The sequence below is a fragment of the Bacillus sp. GS3m_15504 genome (assembly GCF_055825275.1).
In genome coordinates this window covers 1,971,852-1,989,207 of sequence record NZ_JBVVNL010000001.1, presented here as the reverse complement: position 1 = coordinate 1,989,207, position 17,356 = coordinate 1,971,852, and the positions used below count along the sequence as shown (strand labels likewise).

Here is a 17,356-nt window from a genome sequence, read left to right as displayed (position 1 = left end):
TTATTAATTCTCCTTGAATACTACTAATCTTATACATATGAATTCAGGAGGTTACTATATGAAGCACCGTAATATGAGTTCCATCAAACAAAAAACCGTACCAAACCAACTCCAATTCTCAAATAATGACGCGTGGAAATATGAATCATATTATAAGTACCAGCCATTATTTTCTTATAGAAAGCTTTTTCATTTTCTTTCTCAACTTTTTAAACGTTAATACACGTACGAAATAGATCATTCATAATCATTTTCTCAATATAAACCTTATAGACTTACTACAATACAGTTGTTATCATATGAAATATTCTGTTGGATAAACCCCTTAAGTTGACCCGCTTATATAAGCGGGTCTTTTTTTATTATTATATATTTCATAACACTATTAGATGTAATTATAAATCTTATCGCCATTTTATAATCTTAATCCACTCACTACAAATGGTAATAATCACAAAAGGTAAAATATAAATGCTTAACATTTAATTATCTAATTCTTTTTTCTCAATACACAAAACGAATTTCACTTGCTATTATAAAAGTACTCCAGATGAGTTTTTGCTCATCGACATTATCTAGTGAAAGGGATCTGCCGCGGGAAGCAGGTTCCTTTCACTTTATTAAAGACTCACTTTCAATTGGACACATTTACCAGGTTTTTTTAATAGAATTTTATGATAATATTACGTAGTCGAGTCCGACATCTCGGCAATACCCTTTTGAGGCTCTGCAACTTCCCTTGCAGAGCCTCTTTTACTTTATATTCTATTTATTTATATATACCACAATAAAATTCCTCATCTTTTTCCATATCATTTTTTGAAATTAATCTAGGACACGTAACTAAAAATAAATTTTCATCATACTTTGAGTTATACATGTTCAAAGGAGTGTTACTATTTATGTATTCATATTGGCAATCGTATTACTCCCCCTATCATAATCCTTATGTAAACTTTGATGTATCTGCACGTAACTACCGAATTAGTAAAAACGAGAATTTTTTAAAAGGTTATATGCGTTCTTTATGGGAACAACATGTCGCTTGGACGAGATTAGCTATTATAAGTATTGTTTTCAATTTACCTGACGTAAACGTTACTGTTGGACGGCTTCTTCAAAATGCAACACATATGGGACTATCTCTTGAACCATTCTATGGTAAAGATGCAGTGAAAAAATATAGTGCATTAATTAAAGACCACTTAGTAATTGCAGCGGATCTTGTTAAAGCCGCAAAAGCTGGTGACCAAAATGCAGCTGCCGCTATAGAGAAAAAATGGTACGCTAACGGTGATGAAATTGTTGCGTTTCTTACTAGCATTAACCCATATATAGATAAAGAAGCATTTAGAAAAATGTTTTATGAACATTTAGCATTAACAAAAGCAGAAGCACTTGCCTTTCTAAATAAAGATTATGAAGCAGGAGTAAAATTGTACGATAAAGTTGAAAAAGAAGCTTTAGAAATGTCCGACATGATAACAAACGCAATCGTACAGCAATTCCCGCAAGTATTTCAATAACAACAAGCCGATTTGAAAAAACAAATCGGCTTGTTAAGCTTTCTATTAAGGATATTTCACCAAGCTCTTTACATTTAGCTTATATCGATATATTTTATTAATATCCGTTTTTTATAGGAGGAAATAGTTTGATTAACGCCATTGGTCTCGTATTTATACTTACAAATAAACATGAGAAAAAAAAGAAAGTATATCTGAATGAAAAATTTGCATTAATAGACATTATTGATTCTAAGGAAGTAATTGATGATGAAGGGAACTCACTAGTAGAACTAACATGTAAATACAGTATATATTTAGATGAAAAATACTACTGTAAATCTCTTGATGATTATACTGGACAAGTCTTTCCCTTTTTAAGTGCTAAAATAGGAAAAGGACTTCTCAGAAACTTAAATTATTACTTTTCTTACGTTGATGCCTATGATAAAAAACCACCCGTTAAAGAAATTAGACCACTTATGAAACAGGTAACGAACAGATAGTGAAAATACTAAAAAGAAAGCATCTAACTTCAGATGCTTTCTTTTTTATCTAGAACTCGTTAAATTCTATCCTTCTTCTAAAAATATGTATTGAGGCATACTTTAAATTAAAAACATTGGAGGATTAAAGTGAATGAAATACTCAGAAACGATAGTTAGTAAACGCCTTCGAACACTTAAAATATGTAGTATGTTTATCATGCTAGTTTTAATCGCATGGGTTGGTTATACAAAATTACTTTATGAAAACGGATTTCTACAAGAAAAGAAAAATTCAGTTGAAGTAATGAATACTAGTATTACAGGAGAAATTGAACAAAATTTCCAAGTAAATTTACAAGGTTATCGTAAAACAGACCTTGATACTATTATAGATGCGAGTAGGGCAGATCCGAACGAACTATCCTTAATTGAGATTATCAATAAATCTTGTTCACAAGATTGCATAGGTGAACCATTGACATATGTGAACGCAAACAATGGATATATCTTTTATAAGGAATCTACTGGAACTCATGTAGCTATAAAGATTAAAAAACAAGATAAATGGAAAATTGTAAAAAAATCTGTTGATGATGGAATATAACCTTATAAAATGAAAGAGTACTTAACGTACTCTTTTTATTATTAATACCCTCCCTGTTTACAATGGCATTTCGGTTTCTCTTTACAATGACATTTTTCACAATCACATTTCGGTTTCTTCTTGCAGCAACACTCTTCACAATCGCACTTCGGTTTCTCTTTGCAACGACATTCGTGACAATTCCTACATCCACATCTTCCAAACATTAAATCGTCCCAAAATGAACGCCTACAATTCCAATGATTCCCCATGAATATGCATCCTCCTAATTAGAATTCATCATATTCTATGTTTGAAAGTATAAAAATGCTTGTTTGCTAGTCTATATTCTAATTTTTAAAAGTATAATTATAAATGTTATACTTTTCTATTAGTTGTACCTAATATATTTAAAGGGATTACTACAAAGAAAAAAGCCCCATATGGGCTTGAAATCAATATGTATTTTTTATCTTCTCGCTCACAATATATATAACGAAAAAGCTCACACAACAAGTCGGCTATAGTTCTTTCCCTTCCCCAACAGCCCCTTTCAACCTCTGTAACATATACCCAATCCCTTTACAGCCTGCTAACGGATACGTAATGATTTCTTTTGGATATAATTGTGTTACTACCTTCTTATGCTTCTTACCTGCAAGTAAAACAATTTCATCAAACTGAAGCAAATCTTTTTCAATCATTTGTTGTTTTAATTGTTCCATACTAATAATCTCATCACTCTTTGAATCAAATGCAAGATCATAGTTTTCTAGTACAATATCATTTGGTCTTAAAAATCCATGCTTCGCCGATAATATAACCCAATTCTCAAAAAACATTGTTGCATACGCCTGACATGCTTTTCCGAATGGGCTAATATATACATCCTTTGCCTCCATCGGTCCGTAATCAGGATACTTATCCCAAATTTTCTTCTTTCCGCATGGAATTATGCATAACCTTCTCATCGTTTTTTCTTACCTCATTTCTAACTTTTTAAATATAAAAATAGAGAATTCTCTACTTCTTCATACTCAGCTTCTATCTCTCCAATCCCCACTACGTTCCAACCATTTTTTGTTTCTATCGGTTTTTCATTCATTATAATATGAACTTGTGTCATATTTTTAAAATCTTCTTCAAATGATGCTAAAACAGGCTGATTTATCATATATGTTTTATTATGTATACTTACACTTAAAAATGTTTTATGTAATACTTTATTTCCGTTTAACTTTACATTCATTGGATTAAACGAATTTAATTTTATATCCCCTACAATATACAGATCATACCCTTCTTCACCATAGAATTGCTTAATCTCCTTGTCTCTTTCGTTTTGAACAAAATGAAGGATTTGCTTCGTTTCTTTACTTATTGTAATTTCATTATTTAAACTCAAATCCACATTTATATTTTGTTTTAAAAAAGCATATAACGATTTATCACTATTAAAGAAACTTATTTTCCATTCAGGGAGGATTTCATCTAATAATAAACATAAAAGCATTCCTGAACTATAGCAGCTCTTTCTCATGTTACAATTAGCATCATATACATCTAAAATGAGGCCGCTATATTTTCGTAATGTGTCGCTTTCATCACTTTTACATACTGTATTGTAGGCATTCATTTCAACATACCAAGCAGGCCCCTCTATACTTTCAACCATATACTCATATGTTATAAAAGCTTCTCCCATAACACTAGCTCTTTGCTCTCTTAATTCAATAAATTGCTTAATATAATTATTTTTCTCAGCTTGTGACTTGCAATGAACCGCATCATATAAACAAATTCGTTCTTTATTTCGCAATTGTATATTTTCTTCTATTATAGGATATTGAAATCCTAGAGATTCATTTGGAAATCTACTTTCTTTATTTAAATATTGATAGCAATGAAAAAGTTCATGCACCACAATCGCAAGTAAACTTGCATAATCTTTATATCTATTCATATTTACGATGGCAGTTGGATAATCTTTGAATAGAATGCAAGTATCACCTTTAAATTGTTCCTCCCACTTTAAAACTCTATACTCATCATTATCTTTCAAAAATAGAGGATGATGAAATACATACACATGTTCATCATCATATAATGCAAATGCAGCCCTCTTAAAACCAGGCCATAGCCCATTTAATAAATCCATATTTACTTCTTTTTTTATTTGGTTTAGTATATTGTTCATTATATGTAACACCCCTATATCATTCTACATACACCTATTCTATTCCACTTAAAAACAACCCTTTTATTTACATAATTATTAGAAAAACATATATTTTATCTCAAACTATAATGTATTATACAAATATACATGTGATGATTTTATGAAAAGGAGGTGAACAAATGAAAAATATAACCCCTGCACTAGTACTTTATATTATTGTTTGCATAATCGCTATGATCGCTCCATCATCCCAAGGCTATAATCATATTGGCTGGAAATTGTTTGTTGGACAAGCGTATGCCCTACCTATTTTCCTAATTACAGCTATTATTACATTTTATATAAACAAGAAAAAATCTACGAATAAACAGTTATAAGGATAGCGAATGCTATCCTTATTTTAATTCATTGATCAAATCCAAAATAACACTTGCAGTACTTTCTATCCTTTCTTCCGAAAAATCAAACGTGACACCTGTTTTTTCATATATTTCTTGTATAGATAAATTCCAATCTGCACTCGCACCTTCTTTAAAGAAATCAATCGCTTTTTCTGGGTCTTCCCAGTAAATTTGAAACAATTGCATTGCTCCTATTTGTGCAATTGCATATTCAATTTTATAAAAAGGAAACTGAACATAGTGAAATGACTCTATCCAACTTGCACCAATTTCATCCTCTAATCCTGCAATGTCGACTGTTGAATATTGATATCTTTTGCATATTTCGGCGTATTTCTTATCACGTTCTTCTGGTGTATGGTTTGGATTCTCATAGATCCAGTGCTGGAATACATCTCCCGCAATTGACGACATTAATAAAGACAAAGCACGATATATTTGTACGCGTTGCACTTCTTTATATTCATCCTCTTGCTTATAAAAAACATTCAGCTTATCCATTACTAATAACTCAAGACTGAGGGAATAAAGTTCAGCCACCTCTTCGCGCAGATATCTTTCCTGCATACTACTATCGTTTTTAAATTGTTTATAAAAATGAAATGCATGCCCCACTTCATGTATAAGTGCATTAATTGCATAAAATGAAGGACTAAAATTAGAATACACAAAAACCTCTTTACTATGAGGCAAGGTAAAACAAATAGCTCCTGCTGCTTTATTTTCACGTTCTTCTACGTCAATGCATCCAGCTTTCCTTATATGAATAAATTTCTCATAAAAATATAAATCTGTCGTCCGAAACATTTCTTCCACCCCATCCAATAAATTAATAGCATTTTGGAATGGGGCTTTTGGTAAATTACATGGAGAAAGATCCCAAGGGCGATACGTTTTTACATCGAGATTCTTTTTAGAAATACTTCCTAACTGTTTCCAAATTGGTACAACATACTTTTCTATAGATTCATGGAGCTTATAGCAATCATCAATACTGTAATCTCTGTTTTTTTGTTTAAAAGCATATTCACTATAATTATTAAACCCTGCATTTAAAGCTATCTCATTCCGCAATTGTATAAGTTCATTCATAATACGATCCACTTCTGGTTTCACTACACTCCTTGCTTCACATAAAGCGTACCAAGCTTTTTTGCGAATAGCTCTATTTGGGTTATCTAGCTTTGCTTTAACGTGTGCATACGTCTTTTGCTCGCCTTCCCAATTAATTGTTATGTTAGACATTATTTCTCTATACTTCGTAATGCACTCTTGCCCTTTAATAGAAAGAGCAATGTTTTTTTCATTAAACATTTTACTCTTTACAAATCTTGCTTTTTTCATAAATTCATATTTTCGCTCGTCTAATAAGTTAGAAAACGGACACTCTATAAATTTTTGGTCAAACTTTGCATTGTATCTTTTTAAAAGTGGTTGAATTGTATTTTGATTATACATATGTAAATCACGCATATTTCTGTTATCTGTATCTCTATACGTGGCGATTAAACTACTTGTTATCTTCTCTTCTATTTCAGCGTTTACACGCAATTCATCGAAAAGCCAATTTTCTAATTCTAAAACAGAAGTAATATTTCGCTCTAAAAGTGACTGTAATTTACTCTCCAAATCATTAAACATACACAACTCTCCTTTTAAAATTCTAATTTTCTGTTTTTTAGAGAAAGAAAAAGACAAGTAGCCAATCTGACTACTTGTCTTTTTGTTAAATCATACTCAATAATATTAAGCTTGGAATGCTTCTGTTAATACTGGTACGATTTGTTTCTTACGAGATACAACACCTTTTAATGTAGCAGTATTGTTTTCTAGAGATACGTTGTATGCTTTCTCAACAATGTTTGCTGCTTTACCGATCGCAAGACCGACAGAATCGTTAGTTAAGATATCAGTTACAACGAATAAGAATAGGTCTAAACCTTTTTCTTCTACTACTGCAGAGATAACTTTTTCAAGTTCCGCTTGGTGTACAAGAACGTCATTTGTATCAACAGCGTTTACTTGTGCGATTTCAACTTTCGCATTACCCATTTGGAATTCTTTAGCGTCAAGAGAGATTAATTGCTCCATTGTTTTTCCGCTTAAGTCAGCACCAGCTTTTAACATTTCTAAGCCGTATTTGTCAGCATCTACACCAGCGATTTCCGCTAATTCACGAGCTGCTGCTACGTCTTGCTCTGTGCAAGTTGGAGATTTGAATAGTAAAGAATCTGAAATGATTGCAGATAACATTAAACCTGCAACTTCTTTACGAATTGTAACGCCGTTTTCTTTGTACATTTTGTTTAAGATTGTAGCTGTACAACCAACTGGCTCACAACGGTAGTAAATAGGATCGCTTGTTTCAAAGTTAGCAATACGGTGATGATCAATAACTTCTAACACACGAACAGATTCGATATCGTTAGCACTTTGTTGACGCTCGTTATGGTCTACTAAAATAACGTTGTCCACTTCGTTTGCAACTGTCTCAACAAAACGCGGTCCTTCTACTTTAAAATAGTCTAACGCAAATTGAGTTTCACCGCTGATTTCACCTAAACGTACAGGCTCAGCATTCATTCCTAATTCTTTTTTCAATTCTGCATAAGCAATTGCAGAACAAATTGCATCTGTATCTGGGTTTTTATGCCCGAAAACTAGTACTTTTTCCATGTTTTCCACCTCTTCATGAAAAGGATATCTTAAAGAAGCAAATATGACAATATTTAAAGCATAATTTTTTATAAATAATTGCACTTTCTTCTATATTTTTCATCGTTTTTTATAAAAAAGATCATCTAAAATGAATTAGATGATCAAAATGTATACTTTATTTAAAATAATGTAGGAACTTGCACTACATGATTTAGCACGTTATTTGATGCTAAACCGTTATTTACAAGGTTAACATCTATCACTTGATAAAATGCATTTCCAGTATCCGCTATTTCCCACACAGCTAAAATAAGGTGATATCCATTTCTATCAGTTGGTACATTTGCTTCATGTGTTACTGAAGTTCCAGGTCTAGCTCCTCCATCATTTTTCACATAGAAAGGTACTAAATCTAAATCAGATCGTGATAGTGGCTTATTTGGATTCCAATCTTTTTTCGTAATATAATATTTCCATTCTTTCGTACTATGAGGTGCAGTTAGTTTCCACTTAAATGTATTCGTCCCGCCGTTTAACGTAACTTTTTTCCACCTATCAACTGTTTGAACGTCTAAAGCAGGGAAATGGCCAGCTCCTGCGATTTGTCCATCAGAAGGTCCTAATTGTGGGAATCCACCTATTCCTTCTACACTTTGCGGCTCATATTGAATCGGACCACAATTTACATTTACCCCTTGCTTACATAAATAAGAACGGCTCGCTGGTGATTCTACGTATCCATGAGCTGAAGCTTTTTCTGAAAAACCGAAAGTTAACAATCCTGTAAGTAATATCCCACCACTTAATATAACTTTCTTCACCTTCTGTAAACCTTTCGTTTTCATCTCGTCATCCCCTTTCCCATAATAAAGCGAAAATAACTATAGTTGCCTAGTCATCTTCTCTACATCCATTATAAGTCGAGGAACATTACTAAAAGAACCCTCTAAAAACTTTCTCAAATTCAATTAGCACATTAATTAAATTCAAATAACACCGCTAGAGAAATATAGACGGTGTTAAAAATCGAACTTTATTATTTTAAGCATGATAGCATTTTAATCATCACTTATAAAAATTTATAATAAATAACTGTGGCATCTAAATTACCATTTGGAGATATTGCGTATTCTGGTATTTTTCCAACTTCTTGATAGTCCAATGATTTATACAATCTGTTGGAAGGGTCTCCTTCTCTCGTATCTAGCACTAAAAGAGACCTATTTTCTTGCTTCGCTCGTTCCTCTGCTTTTTGCATAAGTAAACGTCCAATACCATTACGTCTAAAGTTTGGATGAGTCATTAACTTACAAATCTCGGCTCTATGAATTCCGTTAGGCTTTGTAACTAAATGTAATTGAATACTCCCTGCCAATTGATTGTTTATTTTAGCGACATATAAGATCACTTCTGGCGCTATAACAGTTTGCCAATACTTTATTGATTCTTTTTGTTCCAGTGGAGGTAAAAAACCAATTGACGCTCCATCATCTACAACCGTTTTCAAAAGGTTAGAAAGCTCTTCCACATCATCTTTTATTTGCTTAATCTCTTCAATTACTAAATTTTGCATTACTAATCCCCCTTTTGTTTCATTGTAATAATTTTAAACGAAGGAACAATGAAATACTAAGATGAAATTATTAGAATCTATAATTGGTAAGAGCATATACAAAGTTCTTTCTGATGTAGAGAATTCGATTTATGAAGATATAGAATATTAAAGTGAATAAAAATTTAATTTCACATAAAAAAACGTTTTAAACATAAAGTTTAAAACGTTTTTTTATTCAATGCTTTTGATTTTTCAGTTCTGTTAAACACTCTTGCACTAAAGTTACTGCTTGACTCATCGCAGCTCCACCAGCAAATGCTGCTGAAACACCGCATGCTTCTAGAATTTCCTTATCTGAACACCCTTGATCAAGACAACCTTTTGTATGATAAATGGTACAATATTCATCTTGCGTTGCTAAACTAATTCCTAATGCGATAAGTTGTTTTTCCCTTTTTGTTAAAGTGCCCTCTTGAAAACAAGCTTGCGTGAATGCATTATATGTTTCAGCAATTTCAGGAATTTGGTTTGTAAAACTACCGATTCCTTCTTTATAATGATGTAGAACGTCATTTACTGAACTATGATGTTGTTCGTGTTCCATATTATTCCCTCCATTCAAATTATCTGTACCTATTGTAGTATGTGATGAAAGGAAGGCAATATACCTCACTAAGTAGAATGAATATTCTGTTTATTAAAACTACAATTTCAGACTATCATCCACTACCGCTTGTTCTTTTGAGTTTTTTCTTGCAACCTCTTTACTTCTTTCTTCCCAAAATGTTAAACCTTCAATTCCCACATTTTTAGGATCAAACACGGGATCTTTCCCTTCTTTTTTCTGCGTTTCATAATCTTTTAACACTTTTAATGCGATTTTACTTAATAGTAGAATCGCGATTAAGTTTAACCATGCCATACTACCGATTCCTAAATCTCCAAGATTCCATAAAAGCGATGCTGATTCTACACTACCGATGTAAACCATAATTAAAAATCCAATTTTCAAAACTGGTTTTAACCAACTATGCTTAAGTTCACGGTCTAAATAAGTAAGTGTCGTTTCAGCGATATAGTAGTATGCAAGTAATGTTGTAAATGCGAAGAAGAAAATTGCGATTGAAATGAATAATGGACCAAACCCTGTCATAACAGTTTCAACTGCTTGTTGTGTATAAATTGGACCCGCATCAACATTCCCTATATTCTTTACGATAGCGCTTTTCCCTTCAGGTATAACATTATACATACCTGTTATTAAGATCATAAGAGCTGTCGCTGTACATACGACAATTGTATCAATGTATACAGAAAATGCTTGAACTAACCCTTGTTTTGCTGGATGAGATACTTCAGCCGCGGCCGAACTATACGTCGCTTCTCCAACGCCAGCAACGTTAGAAAATACAGCGCGCTTTACGCCCCACGCGATTGCTGCACCGACGATCCCACCAAACATTTCATTCACACCAAAAGCACTTGAGAAAATTAAAGCGAACATACTTGGGATTTCTGTTACATTCGCAATTAATACGATACATGTAACAATTACATAACCAATTGCCATAAATGGAACGAGCATTTGAGAAACGCCAGCAATTCTCTTTACACCACCAAAAATAATTGCTGCTAATAATACAACTAACAAGATACCAGTTATATATTTGCTAATCCCATTAGAGTTTTCGAATCCAACTGCGATACTACTAGATTGAATACCTGGTAATAAAACACCATATGAAAGTGTTACAACGACCGCTACAATGACTGCAAACCATTTCATGTTTAAGCCTTTTTCAATGAAATACGGTGTACCACCGCGATATTCATTTCCAACTTTACTTTTATATATTTGAGATAATGTTGATTCGACAAAGGCACTAGCTGCTCCTAAAAGAGCCATTACCCACATCCAAAATACAGCTCCAGGCCCGCCAAAAGCGATAGCTGTCGCGACCCCTGCAATATTACCTATTCCAACCCTACCTGATAAAGCTAAACAAAATGCTTGAAAGGATGATATTCCCGTTTCTGAGCTCTTCCCTTCAAATAATAGTTTAATCATCTCTTTAAAATAACGAATTTGAAGAAAACGAGTTGCAATTGTAAAATACACACCTGCTCCTAACGCGAAAACAACTAAACCAATACTCCACACTTGCCCTACTAACCACTCTACTAATTGCTCCATCCAAATCCCCCTTATCATTCTTTAGAAAACTATTTTATATATGAGAAAACGGACAACTATTATTAAAACTTCCAGTTGTCCGTCTATCTCATTATTTCATCTCTCTATTACTTTATATTTACCCAAATACTTTTCACTTCTGTGTAATTATCAAGTGCATATGAACCTAACTCACGGCCGATACCAGATTGTTTAAACCCACCAAATGGTGCCGCTACATTTTCTAAGTTATAATCATTAATCCATACTGTTCCTGCCTTTAACTTATTGGCAACTTGATGTCCTGTTTTAATATTTTGTGTCCATACGCCCGCTGCAAGTCCATATGACGAACGATTTGCTCTTTCAATTACTTCTTCCGTCGAATCAAATGGAAGTACAACGACAACAGGACCGAAGATTTCTTCCTTAACTATCGTCATATCGTCCGTAACATCTGTGAATACTGTTGGCTGTACAAAATAACCTTTTTCAAATGCACGTTCACCACCAGCAGCAACAGTAGCGCCTTCAGCTTTTCCTTGTTCAATGTAATGTAGCACACGCTCTTGTTGCTTTTTAGATACGAGTGGACCCATTTCCGTGTCCTTCTCCATACCTGCTCCAAGTTTCACGTTATTCGCCATTTTCACAAGTTCATTTACGACTGTTTCGTAATGTTTTCGGTGAACGAACACGCGAGATCCAGCACTACAATTTTGACCGTGATTATACATAATACCTTGGAATGCACCGTTAATCGCTTCTTCTAAATCAGCGTCTTCTAAAATGATATTTGGTGATTTACCACCCAGTTCTAACGTTACATGTTTAATTGTTTCTGCAGATTGACGCATAATATATTTTCCAGTAACTGTTGAACCCGTAAAGGCTACTTTATCAATATCATGATGGTTTACAATTGCAGCTCCTGCTTCAGGACCAAACCCTGGAACAAAGTTTACAACACCGTTTGGAAAACCAGCCTCTTTAAAGAGCTTCGCTGTATATAATAAAGATAAAGGAGTTTGTTCTGCTGGTTTTAATACGATCGTACAACCTGTTGCTAGCGCAGCTCCCATTTTCCAAGAAGACATAACGAGCGGAAAATTCCAAGGAATAATTTGTCCTACAACGCCAACAGGTTCATGGCGTGTGTAATTTAAGTAATCTTTTGAAATCGGAATGGTTTGCCCGATAATTTTTGTAGCCCATCCTGCATAATAGCGATAATTTTCTACAGTCGCTGCAATATCATCATCAAGTGCTACTTGATATGGTTTTCCATTATCTAAAGCTTCTAGCTGTGCTAATTCTTCTCCATGCTCTTCAATTAAGTCTGCTAATTTATAAATAAGATGTGCTCTTTCAGCAGTAGTCATTTCCACCCAAGGTCCTGATTCAAATGCAGATCTCGCCGCTTTTACTGCCACATCAATATCCTCTTCTTGTGCTTCATAAACAACTGCAAGAACATCTTCTGTTGCTGGATTATATGTTTCAAACGTCTTTCCACTAATAGAAGGAACAAATTCACCATTAATAAACATTTTAATCTCTTCATCTAAAAACGCTTTCACTTTTGGTTTCAACTCAATATTTGTCGTTAACATATATGCTCTCCTCCTTAATTAAACAGCTGCATGAGCTGCAATTTTTGAAATAATCGCTTGAAGTTTTTGATCTTCTTCTTCAGTTAACCCAAGTTTTGGATAACGAGAAGGTCCCCCAGCTTGCCCCTGTAATTCCATAGAACGTTTCACGATTTGCACATATTTCCCTGATCCCTCCAGGAACTCACAAAGAGGTAAAATTGCATCGTTTATTTCCCAAGCTTTTTCTAATTCACCATTTTGAAAATGCTCATACATTTTCGTAACAAGTCCCGGTACGACATTTCCTGCTACTGAAACCCATCCCGTCGCACCAACTAAATAAGATTCCATAACTAAATCTTCAGATCCGCAGAAGACTTGAAAAGCACCTTCGCCTTGTCTTACTAAATCTCTTGCTTTTCGAATATCTCCGCTAGATTCTTTAATATGTGTAACATTTTCACAGTCTTTCCCGATACGTAGCATGAGTTCTGTACTCATATCAACACCAGATGTAAACGGGTTATTATATAACATAATTGGTATATTTACAGCATTTGAGATTTCTTTAAAGTGAAAATAAATTTCCTCTTCTTTTGGCTTACAGTAGTATGAGTTAATAATTAATGCGCAGTCCGCTCCGTGCGTTTCTGCATGTTTTGTAAATTCAATCGTTTCTTTCGTCGTTTCTGCTGCAGTTCCAACAATAACCGGAATACGGCCATTAACTTCTTTTAATACTGTTTCTACCATTTTAAATCGTTCTTCTTTTGACAAACTAACAAACTCTCCTGTGCTTCCGTTTATAATAATGCCAGCCACTTTTTGCTCAATAAAGTAGTTTACGTTTTGTTTTACACCGTTCCAATTAATTTCTTGAAACTCATCCATCGGTGTGATTAATACTGGAAATGCCCCTTTAATTATTTTCATATTTATCTCTCCCCTTACCATTTTATTTTAATAAAAATCCTGCTGGAAATGGATCTGTAGGGTCTAGTAGAAATGTCTGCACCCCTGTAATAAAACCTCTACTTTCAAAACGGAAAATGTAACCCGTTTCTTCCCTTTTCACTTTTTCAACTGTTATAAAGCTATTACATATACTTTCATTTATAAAAGGTTTATCCGCTGTATAGTCATTTTTAAATAACGCATGAACATAAGACACAATAGTAGAAACAAAACCTGGTGATCTTACGATAAAGTTATCTTCATGAAAGGTAATCGACTTTATATGGTTCTTTTCTTTTTGCGAAGAATCTACTAAAATAAGCCTGTTTATTAACAACTGTTTTTGTATAGTTTGGAGTGTAGCTTCTCCCCATTTTTTCAACTCGGAAATGTTTTCAATACAAATTTCTGGAGAATACGCACCTTTTTCTACAACTGCGTATACTTTATCTGCCTGTATGAGAGAGTAACTTATATTTTCAACTTGTAAATTTTTCTCAATCAAATAACATAGTTTACTTTCAAACGAAACAGATACAACTTCATCGTTCTCTACATACGCATGGACTGAAAATATGCCAGATAACGTTTCTATTTTGTATTGATTCGTCTCTCTCTTTTTTAAATACCCGCTTTCTAGTAACATCGTTATGACTGCGACAATACCTCCGTAATGAAGAGGTATTGACCCTTCGTGATTAAAAAATAATACAGCTGCATCAACTTCCGTATGAATAGAAGGAACGACGATACATCCGTTTAAACCGATAAAACCACGCGGTTCATTTAATAAAAGTTGCATTTCTTCTGCTAATTCACTTGAAAATTGTTCGTTTAATTGCTCTAAATTGTAGTAGTACTTGCATGGTACATCTTTTATTACACGGAATGCCTCGCCATTTACGTGTACGTCTACTGCTGTATACATTTTTTGAATGTTCATTTTACATCCTCCGTTTCATGTTCCATCGGCGGAATTAGCAAAAATCCTTCTTTCAGTGGATCCTTTTCATTGTAAAAAAATCTATGCATCCCCATAAGCCAAGCTGAACCTGTAATTTTCGTTACGACAGCTTCCATATTTGCAACATTTGTCGTATTTATAACGCACCCTTTAAATAAAGAACCAACAATACTCTCATGAACAAACTCTTCATTCATTTCAATTTTTTGGTTTGCGTATAATACAGCTAACTTCGCTGATGTTCCTGTACCACATGGAGATCGATCAATTCCTCCAGGCGGAACGACAACTGTGTTTTTTACATGTGCACTTTCATGGGTAGGATCTGTATAAAACTCCACATGGGTTAATCCTCTAATAAACGAATACTCTGGATGAATGATTTCAAATCTCTCATTAATGATATTTCTAATATGAATTGCCTTATCGATAATTGTAGATGCATGTTCCGGTACTAACTCTAACCCTACTGATTTCGCATCGATAATGGCATAAAAGTTCCCTCCATACGCAATATCAGCCTCTACAGTTCCAATGTTCTCGACGTCTACCGTGATATGTTTCAGTACAAAAGCTGGTATGTTACAAAAGGAGACTTCTTTCGCTTTTCCATCTCGAACAAAGATATCCACTTCAACTAAGCCAGCTGGCGTATCTAGCTTTAACGAAGTAATCGGTTCAACTACCGGAATTAAACCTGATTCAATTAAAGCTGTACATACACCAATTGTATCGTGACCACACATTGGTAAATATCCGCCTGTCTCTATGTATATAACACCAATATCGGCATCAGGGTGACATGGATCTGTTAATAGTGCTCCGGACATTACATCATGACCACGCGGTTCATTCATTAACAATTTGCGAATCCAGTCATACTCCTTTTTCATATGTAACATTTTCTCTGCCATCGTCTCTCCAAGTAACTTAGGTAGTCCGCTAATCAATGTTCTCGTTGGATTCCCACCCGTATGTGTATCAATCGTCGTAAAGACTTTTTGTGTCCTCATCCGTTTAACACCCTTTCTGTAAAACGACTCAAACGAAGTGGTTCAATAGGAATGATTGTTTCTTTTTCATTTAATAACTCTTCAATCACTTTCCCTGTAACCGCGGCAAGACTAATGCCATCCCCTTCATGCCCTGCTGCAATAAAGTAATTCGGGATATGTTCCACACGTGAAATAATCGGCAAATGATCTTCTGTCCACGGGCGTAATCCAGCATATGAACGAATCACCATCATATCCGCCATTTTCGGATAAAAACGAATTGCTCTATTCGCAATACATTTAATAACCTCGTTGTTTATCTTCGTATGAAACCCTACAAACTCTCTACTACTACCAATTAAAAAATTTTGGCTTTCTGTCGGCTCAAATACGAGAGCTACTCCATATTTTTCAGTTAAAGCATCCACTTTTCGTTTTCCACCAAATTTAGAAATTAAATAACCAAATTCCATAACTTTACGACAACCAACGTGTTGTTGCCTTGAAGCTACAATAATATGCCCTTTTCTCGGTTCAATGGGGATATTTACATCCAACATTTGTCCGATTTTCGGAGCCCACACACCCGCTGCGTTCACCACTTGCTTCGCAGTAAACGTCTCATTTGTCGTTTCTACAATAAAGGAACCGTCTTTATCTCTTTTCATTTCTTTTACTTCCGTATGATTAAAAGCCTTCGTACCATATTTCTTCGATTCTGCAAGAAGTGAAAAAGCAAGAAGATATGGATTTACAGTCGAATCTGTTGCGCATTCTAACCCGCCTAATAAATCATCTGCAAAGAATGGCGATTCCGCTCTTATATCTTGCCTATCAAGCATTCGAAACGGTAAACCCGCTTCTTTTTGACGATTCACCCATTGCTGCGCTGCTTCCATTTCTTCGTCTGACTCACATACGAGAATACTTCCTGGCGCCCTATATTCAAATGAGTGCTCTAACTCTTCACTTAAATCCGTTACTAATTTTTGACTTACTAACGACATTTGACTATCAAACCCCGGGTCTTTATCAATAGCCAAAATATTTCCATCACAGCGTGAAGACGTCCCGCTGACAAATTCTCCTTTTTCAATGATTGTTACGTCTCTTCCGTATTTTGAAGTGTAATAAGCGATCGAGCAGCCAATAATACCACCGCCAATTATTAAAACGTCGCAGTGCCTCACAAAATACTCCTCCTTCCCCTAAACCTCTCACTTTCTTTTATGCAATTGACGTGCCAACTGTACATATATACAATTTTTACAAACAATATTTTTATTTGTAAAAATATTTTAAATTT

At 34.2% G+C, this 17,356-nt stretch carries 18 protein-coding genes; 4 read left to right on the top strand and 14 right to left on the bottom strand.

Annotated elements, in window-relative coordinates; all coding sequences use genetic code 11:
• Positions 1–902: 902 nt before the first annotated feature.
• From AC0L0O_RS10415 to AC0L0O_RS10405, 3 genes are all read left to right on the top strand, one after another.
• Entirely contained in the window at positions 903–1,526 is a 624-nt protein-coding gene (locus AC0L0O_RS10415) for a hypothetical protein (RefSeq protein WP_001991557.1), read from the top strand.
• A 128-nt stretch (positions 1,527–1,654) separates the two neighbouring features.
• Positions 1,655–2,011: a hypothetical protein gene (locus tag AC0L0O_RS10410; protein WP_000606238.1), complete on the top strand. Its 357-nt coding sequence runs from the start codon at positions 1,655–1,657 to the stop codon at positions 2,009–2,011.
• A gap of 133 nt (positions 2,012–2,144) precedes the next feature.
• Positions 2,145–2,597, top strand: a complete 453-nt coding sequence (locus AC0L0O_RS10405; protein WP_000877585.1) for a hypothetical protein — start codon at positions 2,145–2,147, stop codon at positions 2,595–2,597.
• Here the strand turns inward: AC0L0O_RS10405 and AC0L0O_RS10400 are convergent.
• The 3 genes from AC0L0O_RS10400 to AC0L0O_RS10390 all read right to left on the bottom strand — a co-directional run bounded on the left by AC0L0O_RS10400 (position 2,542) and on the right by AC0L0O_RS10390 (position 4,773).
• Entirely contained in the window at positions 2,542–2,799 is a 258-nt protein-coding gene (locus AC0L0O_RS10400) for a hypothetical protein (RefSeq protein ID WP_075395891.1), read from the bottom strand. The genes AC0L0O_RS10405 and AC0L0O_RS10400 overlap by 56 nt on opposite strands.
• 298 nt (positions 2,800–3,097) lie before the next feature.
• Positions 3,098–3,547 carry a DUF6884 domain-containing protein gene (locus AC0L0O_RS10395; RefSeq protein WP_001253254.1) on the bottom strand — a complete coding sequence of 150 codons (450 nt, stop codon included), beginning with the start codon at positions 3,545–3,547 and terminating at the stop codon, positions 3,098–3,100.
• A 20-nt stretch (positions 3,548–3,567) separates the two neighbouring features.
• Positions 3,568–4,773 carry a hypothetical protein gene (locus AC0L0O_RS10390; protein WP_001059719.1) on the bottom strand — a complete coding sequence of 402 codons (1,206 nt, stop codon included), beginning with the start codon at positions 4,771–4,773 and terminating at the stop codon, positions 3,568–3,570.
• Between the two features lie 161 nt (positions 4,774–4,934).
• On the opposite strand from AC0L0O_RS10390, the gene AC0L0O_RS10385 reads away from it, so the two are divergent.
• Complete coding sequence (locus AC0L0O_RS10385; protein ID WP_000790449.1) at positions 4,935–5,132, top strand: DUF4017 family protein; 198 nt, start codon at positions 4,935–4,937, stop codon at positions 5,130–5,132.
• Positions 5,133–5,150: 18 nt separating this feature from the next.
• Here the strand turns inward: AC0L0O_RS10385 and AC0L0O_RS10380 are convergent, their stop codons facing one another.
• From AC0L0O_RS10380 to AC0L0O_RS10330, 11 genes are all read right to left on the bottom strand, one after another.
• The gene (locus AC0L0O_RS10380) at positions 5,151–6,797 is read right to left on the bottom strand and encodes a M3 family oligoendopeptidase (RefSeq protein ID WP_000481341.1); all 1,647 of its coding nucleotides are present in this window, start codon (positions 6,795–6,797) and stop codon (positions 5,151–5,153) included.
• Between the two features lie 105 nt (positions 6,798–6,902).
• Positions 6,903–7,832, bottom strand: coding sequence for a manganese-dependent inorganic pyrophosphatase (gene ppaC, locus AC0L0O_RS10375; RefSeq protein ID WP_000416849.1), 930 nt, complete (start codon positions 7,830–7,832; stop codon positions 6,903–6,905).
• A gap of 161 nt (positions 7,833–7,993) precedes the next feature.
• A complete protein-coding gene (locus AC0L0O_RS10370) occupies positions 7,994–8,659 on the bottom strand; it encodes a lytic polysaccharide monooxygenase (protein ID WP_000850061.1) in 666 nt (221 codons plus the stop codon).
• Positions 8,660–8,883: 224 nt separating this feature from the next.
• Complete coding sequence (locus tag AC0L0O_RS10365; protein WP_001180581.1) at positions 8,884–9,387, bottom strand: GNAT family N-acetyltransferase; 504 nt, start codon at positions 9,385–9,387, stop codon at positions 8,884–8,886.
• A gap of 217 nt (positions 9,388–9,604) precedes the next feature.
• Complete coding sequence (locus AC0L0O_RS10360; protein WP_170933233.1) at positions 9,605–10,042, bottom strand: carboxymuconolactone decarboxylase; 438 nt, start codon at positions 10,040–10,042, stop codon at positions 9,605–9,607.
• Between the two features lie 30 nt (positions 10,043–10,072).
• A complete protein-coding gene (locus AC0L0O_RS10355) occupies positions 10,073–11,563 on the bottom strand; it encodes an alanine/glycine:cation symporter family protein (protein ID WP_000436999.1) in 1,491 nt (496 codons plus the stop codon).
• A 107-nt stretch (positions 11,564–11,670) separates the two neighbouring features.
• On the bottom strand, positions 11,671–13,155 hold the full coding sequence (locus tag AC0L0O_RS10350) for an aldehyde dehydrogenase family protein (protein WP_473785748.1): 1,485 nt from the start codon (positions 13,153–13,155) through the stop codon (positions 11,671–11,673).
• Between the two features lie 18 nt (positions 13,156–13,173).
• A complete protein-coding gene (dapA, locus tag AC0L0O_RS10345) occupies positions 13,174–14,070 on the bottom strand; it encodes a 4-hydroxy-tetrahydrodipicolinate synthase (RefSeq protein ID WP_000691464.1) in 897 nt (298 codons plus the stop codon).
• A 22-nt stretch (positions 14,071–14,092) separates the two neighbouring features.
• On the bottom strand, positions 14,093–15,034 hold the full coding sequence (locus AC0L0O_RS10340) for a proline racemase family protein (protein WP_428889090.1): 942 nt from the start codon (positions 15,032–15,034) through the stop codon (positions 14,093–14,095).
• Positions 15,031–16,068, bottom strand: coding sequence for a proline racemase family protein (locus tag AC0L0O_RS10335; protein WP_001260276.1), 1,038 nt, complete (start codon positions 16,066–16,068; stop codon positions 15,031–15,033). Before AC0L0O_RS10335 ends, AC0L0O_RS10340 begins: the two co-directional genes overlap by 4 nt.
• Positions 16,065–17,240, bottom strand: a complete 1,176-nt coding sequence (locus AC0L0O_RS10330; RefSeq protein ID WP_001215246.1) for an NAD(P)/FAD-dependent oxidoreductase — start codon at positions 17,238–17,240, stop codon at positions 16,065–16,067. The genes AC0L0O_RS10335 and AC0L0O_RS10330 overlap by 4 nt, the downstream gene beginning before the upstream one ends.
• Between the last annotated feature and the right edge of the window lie 116 nt (positions 17,241–17,356).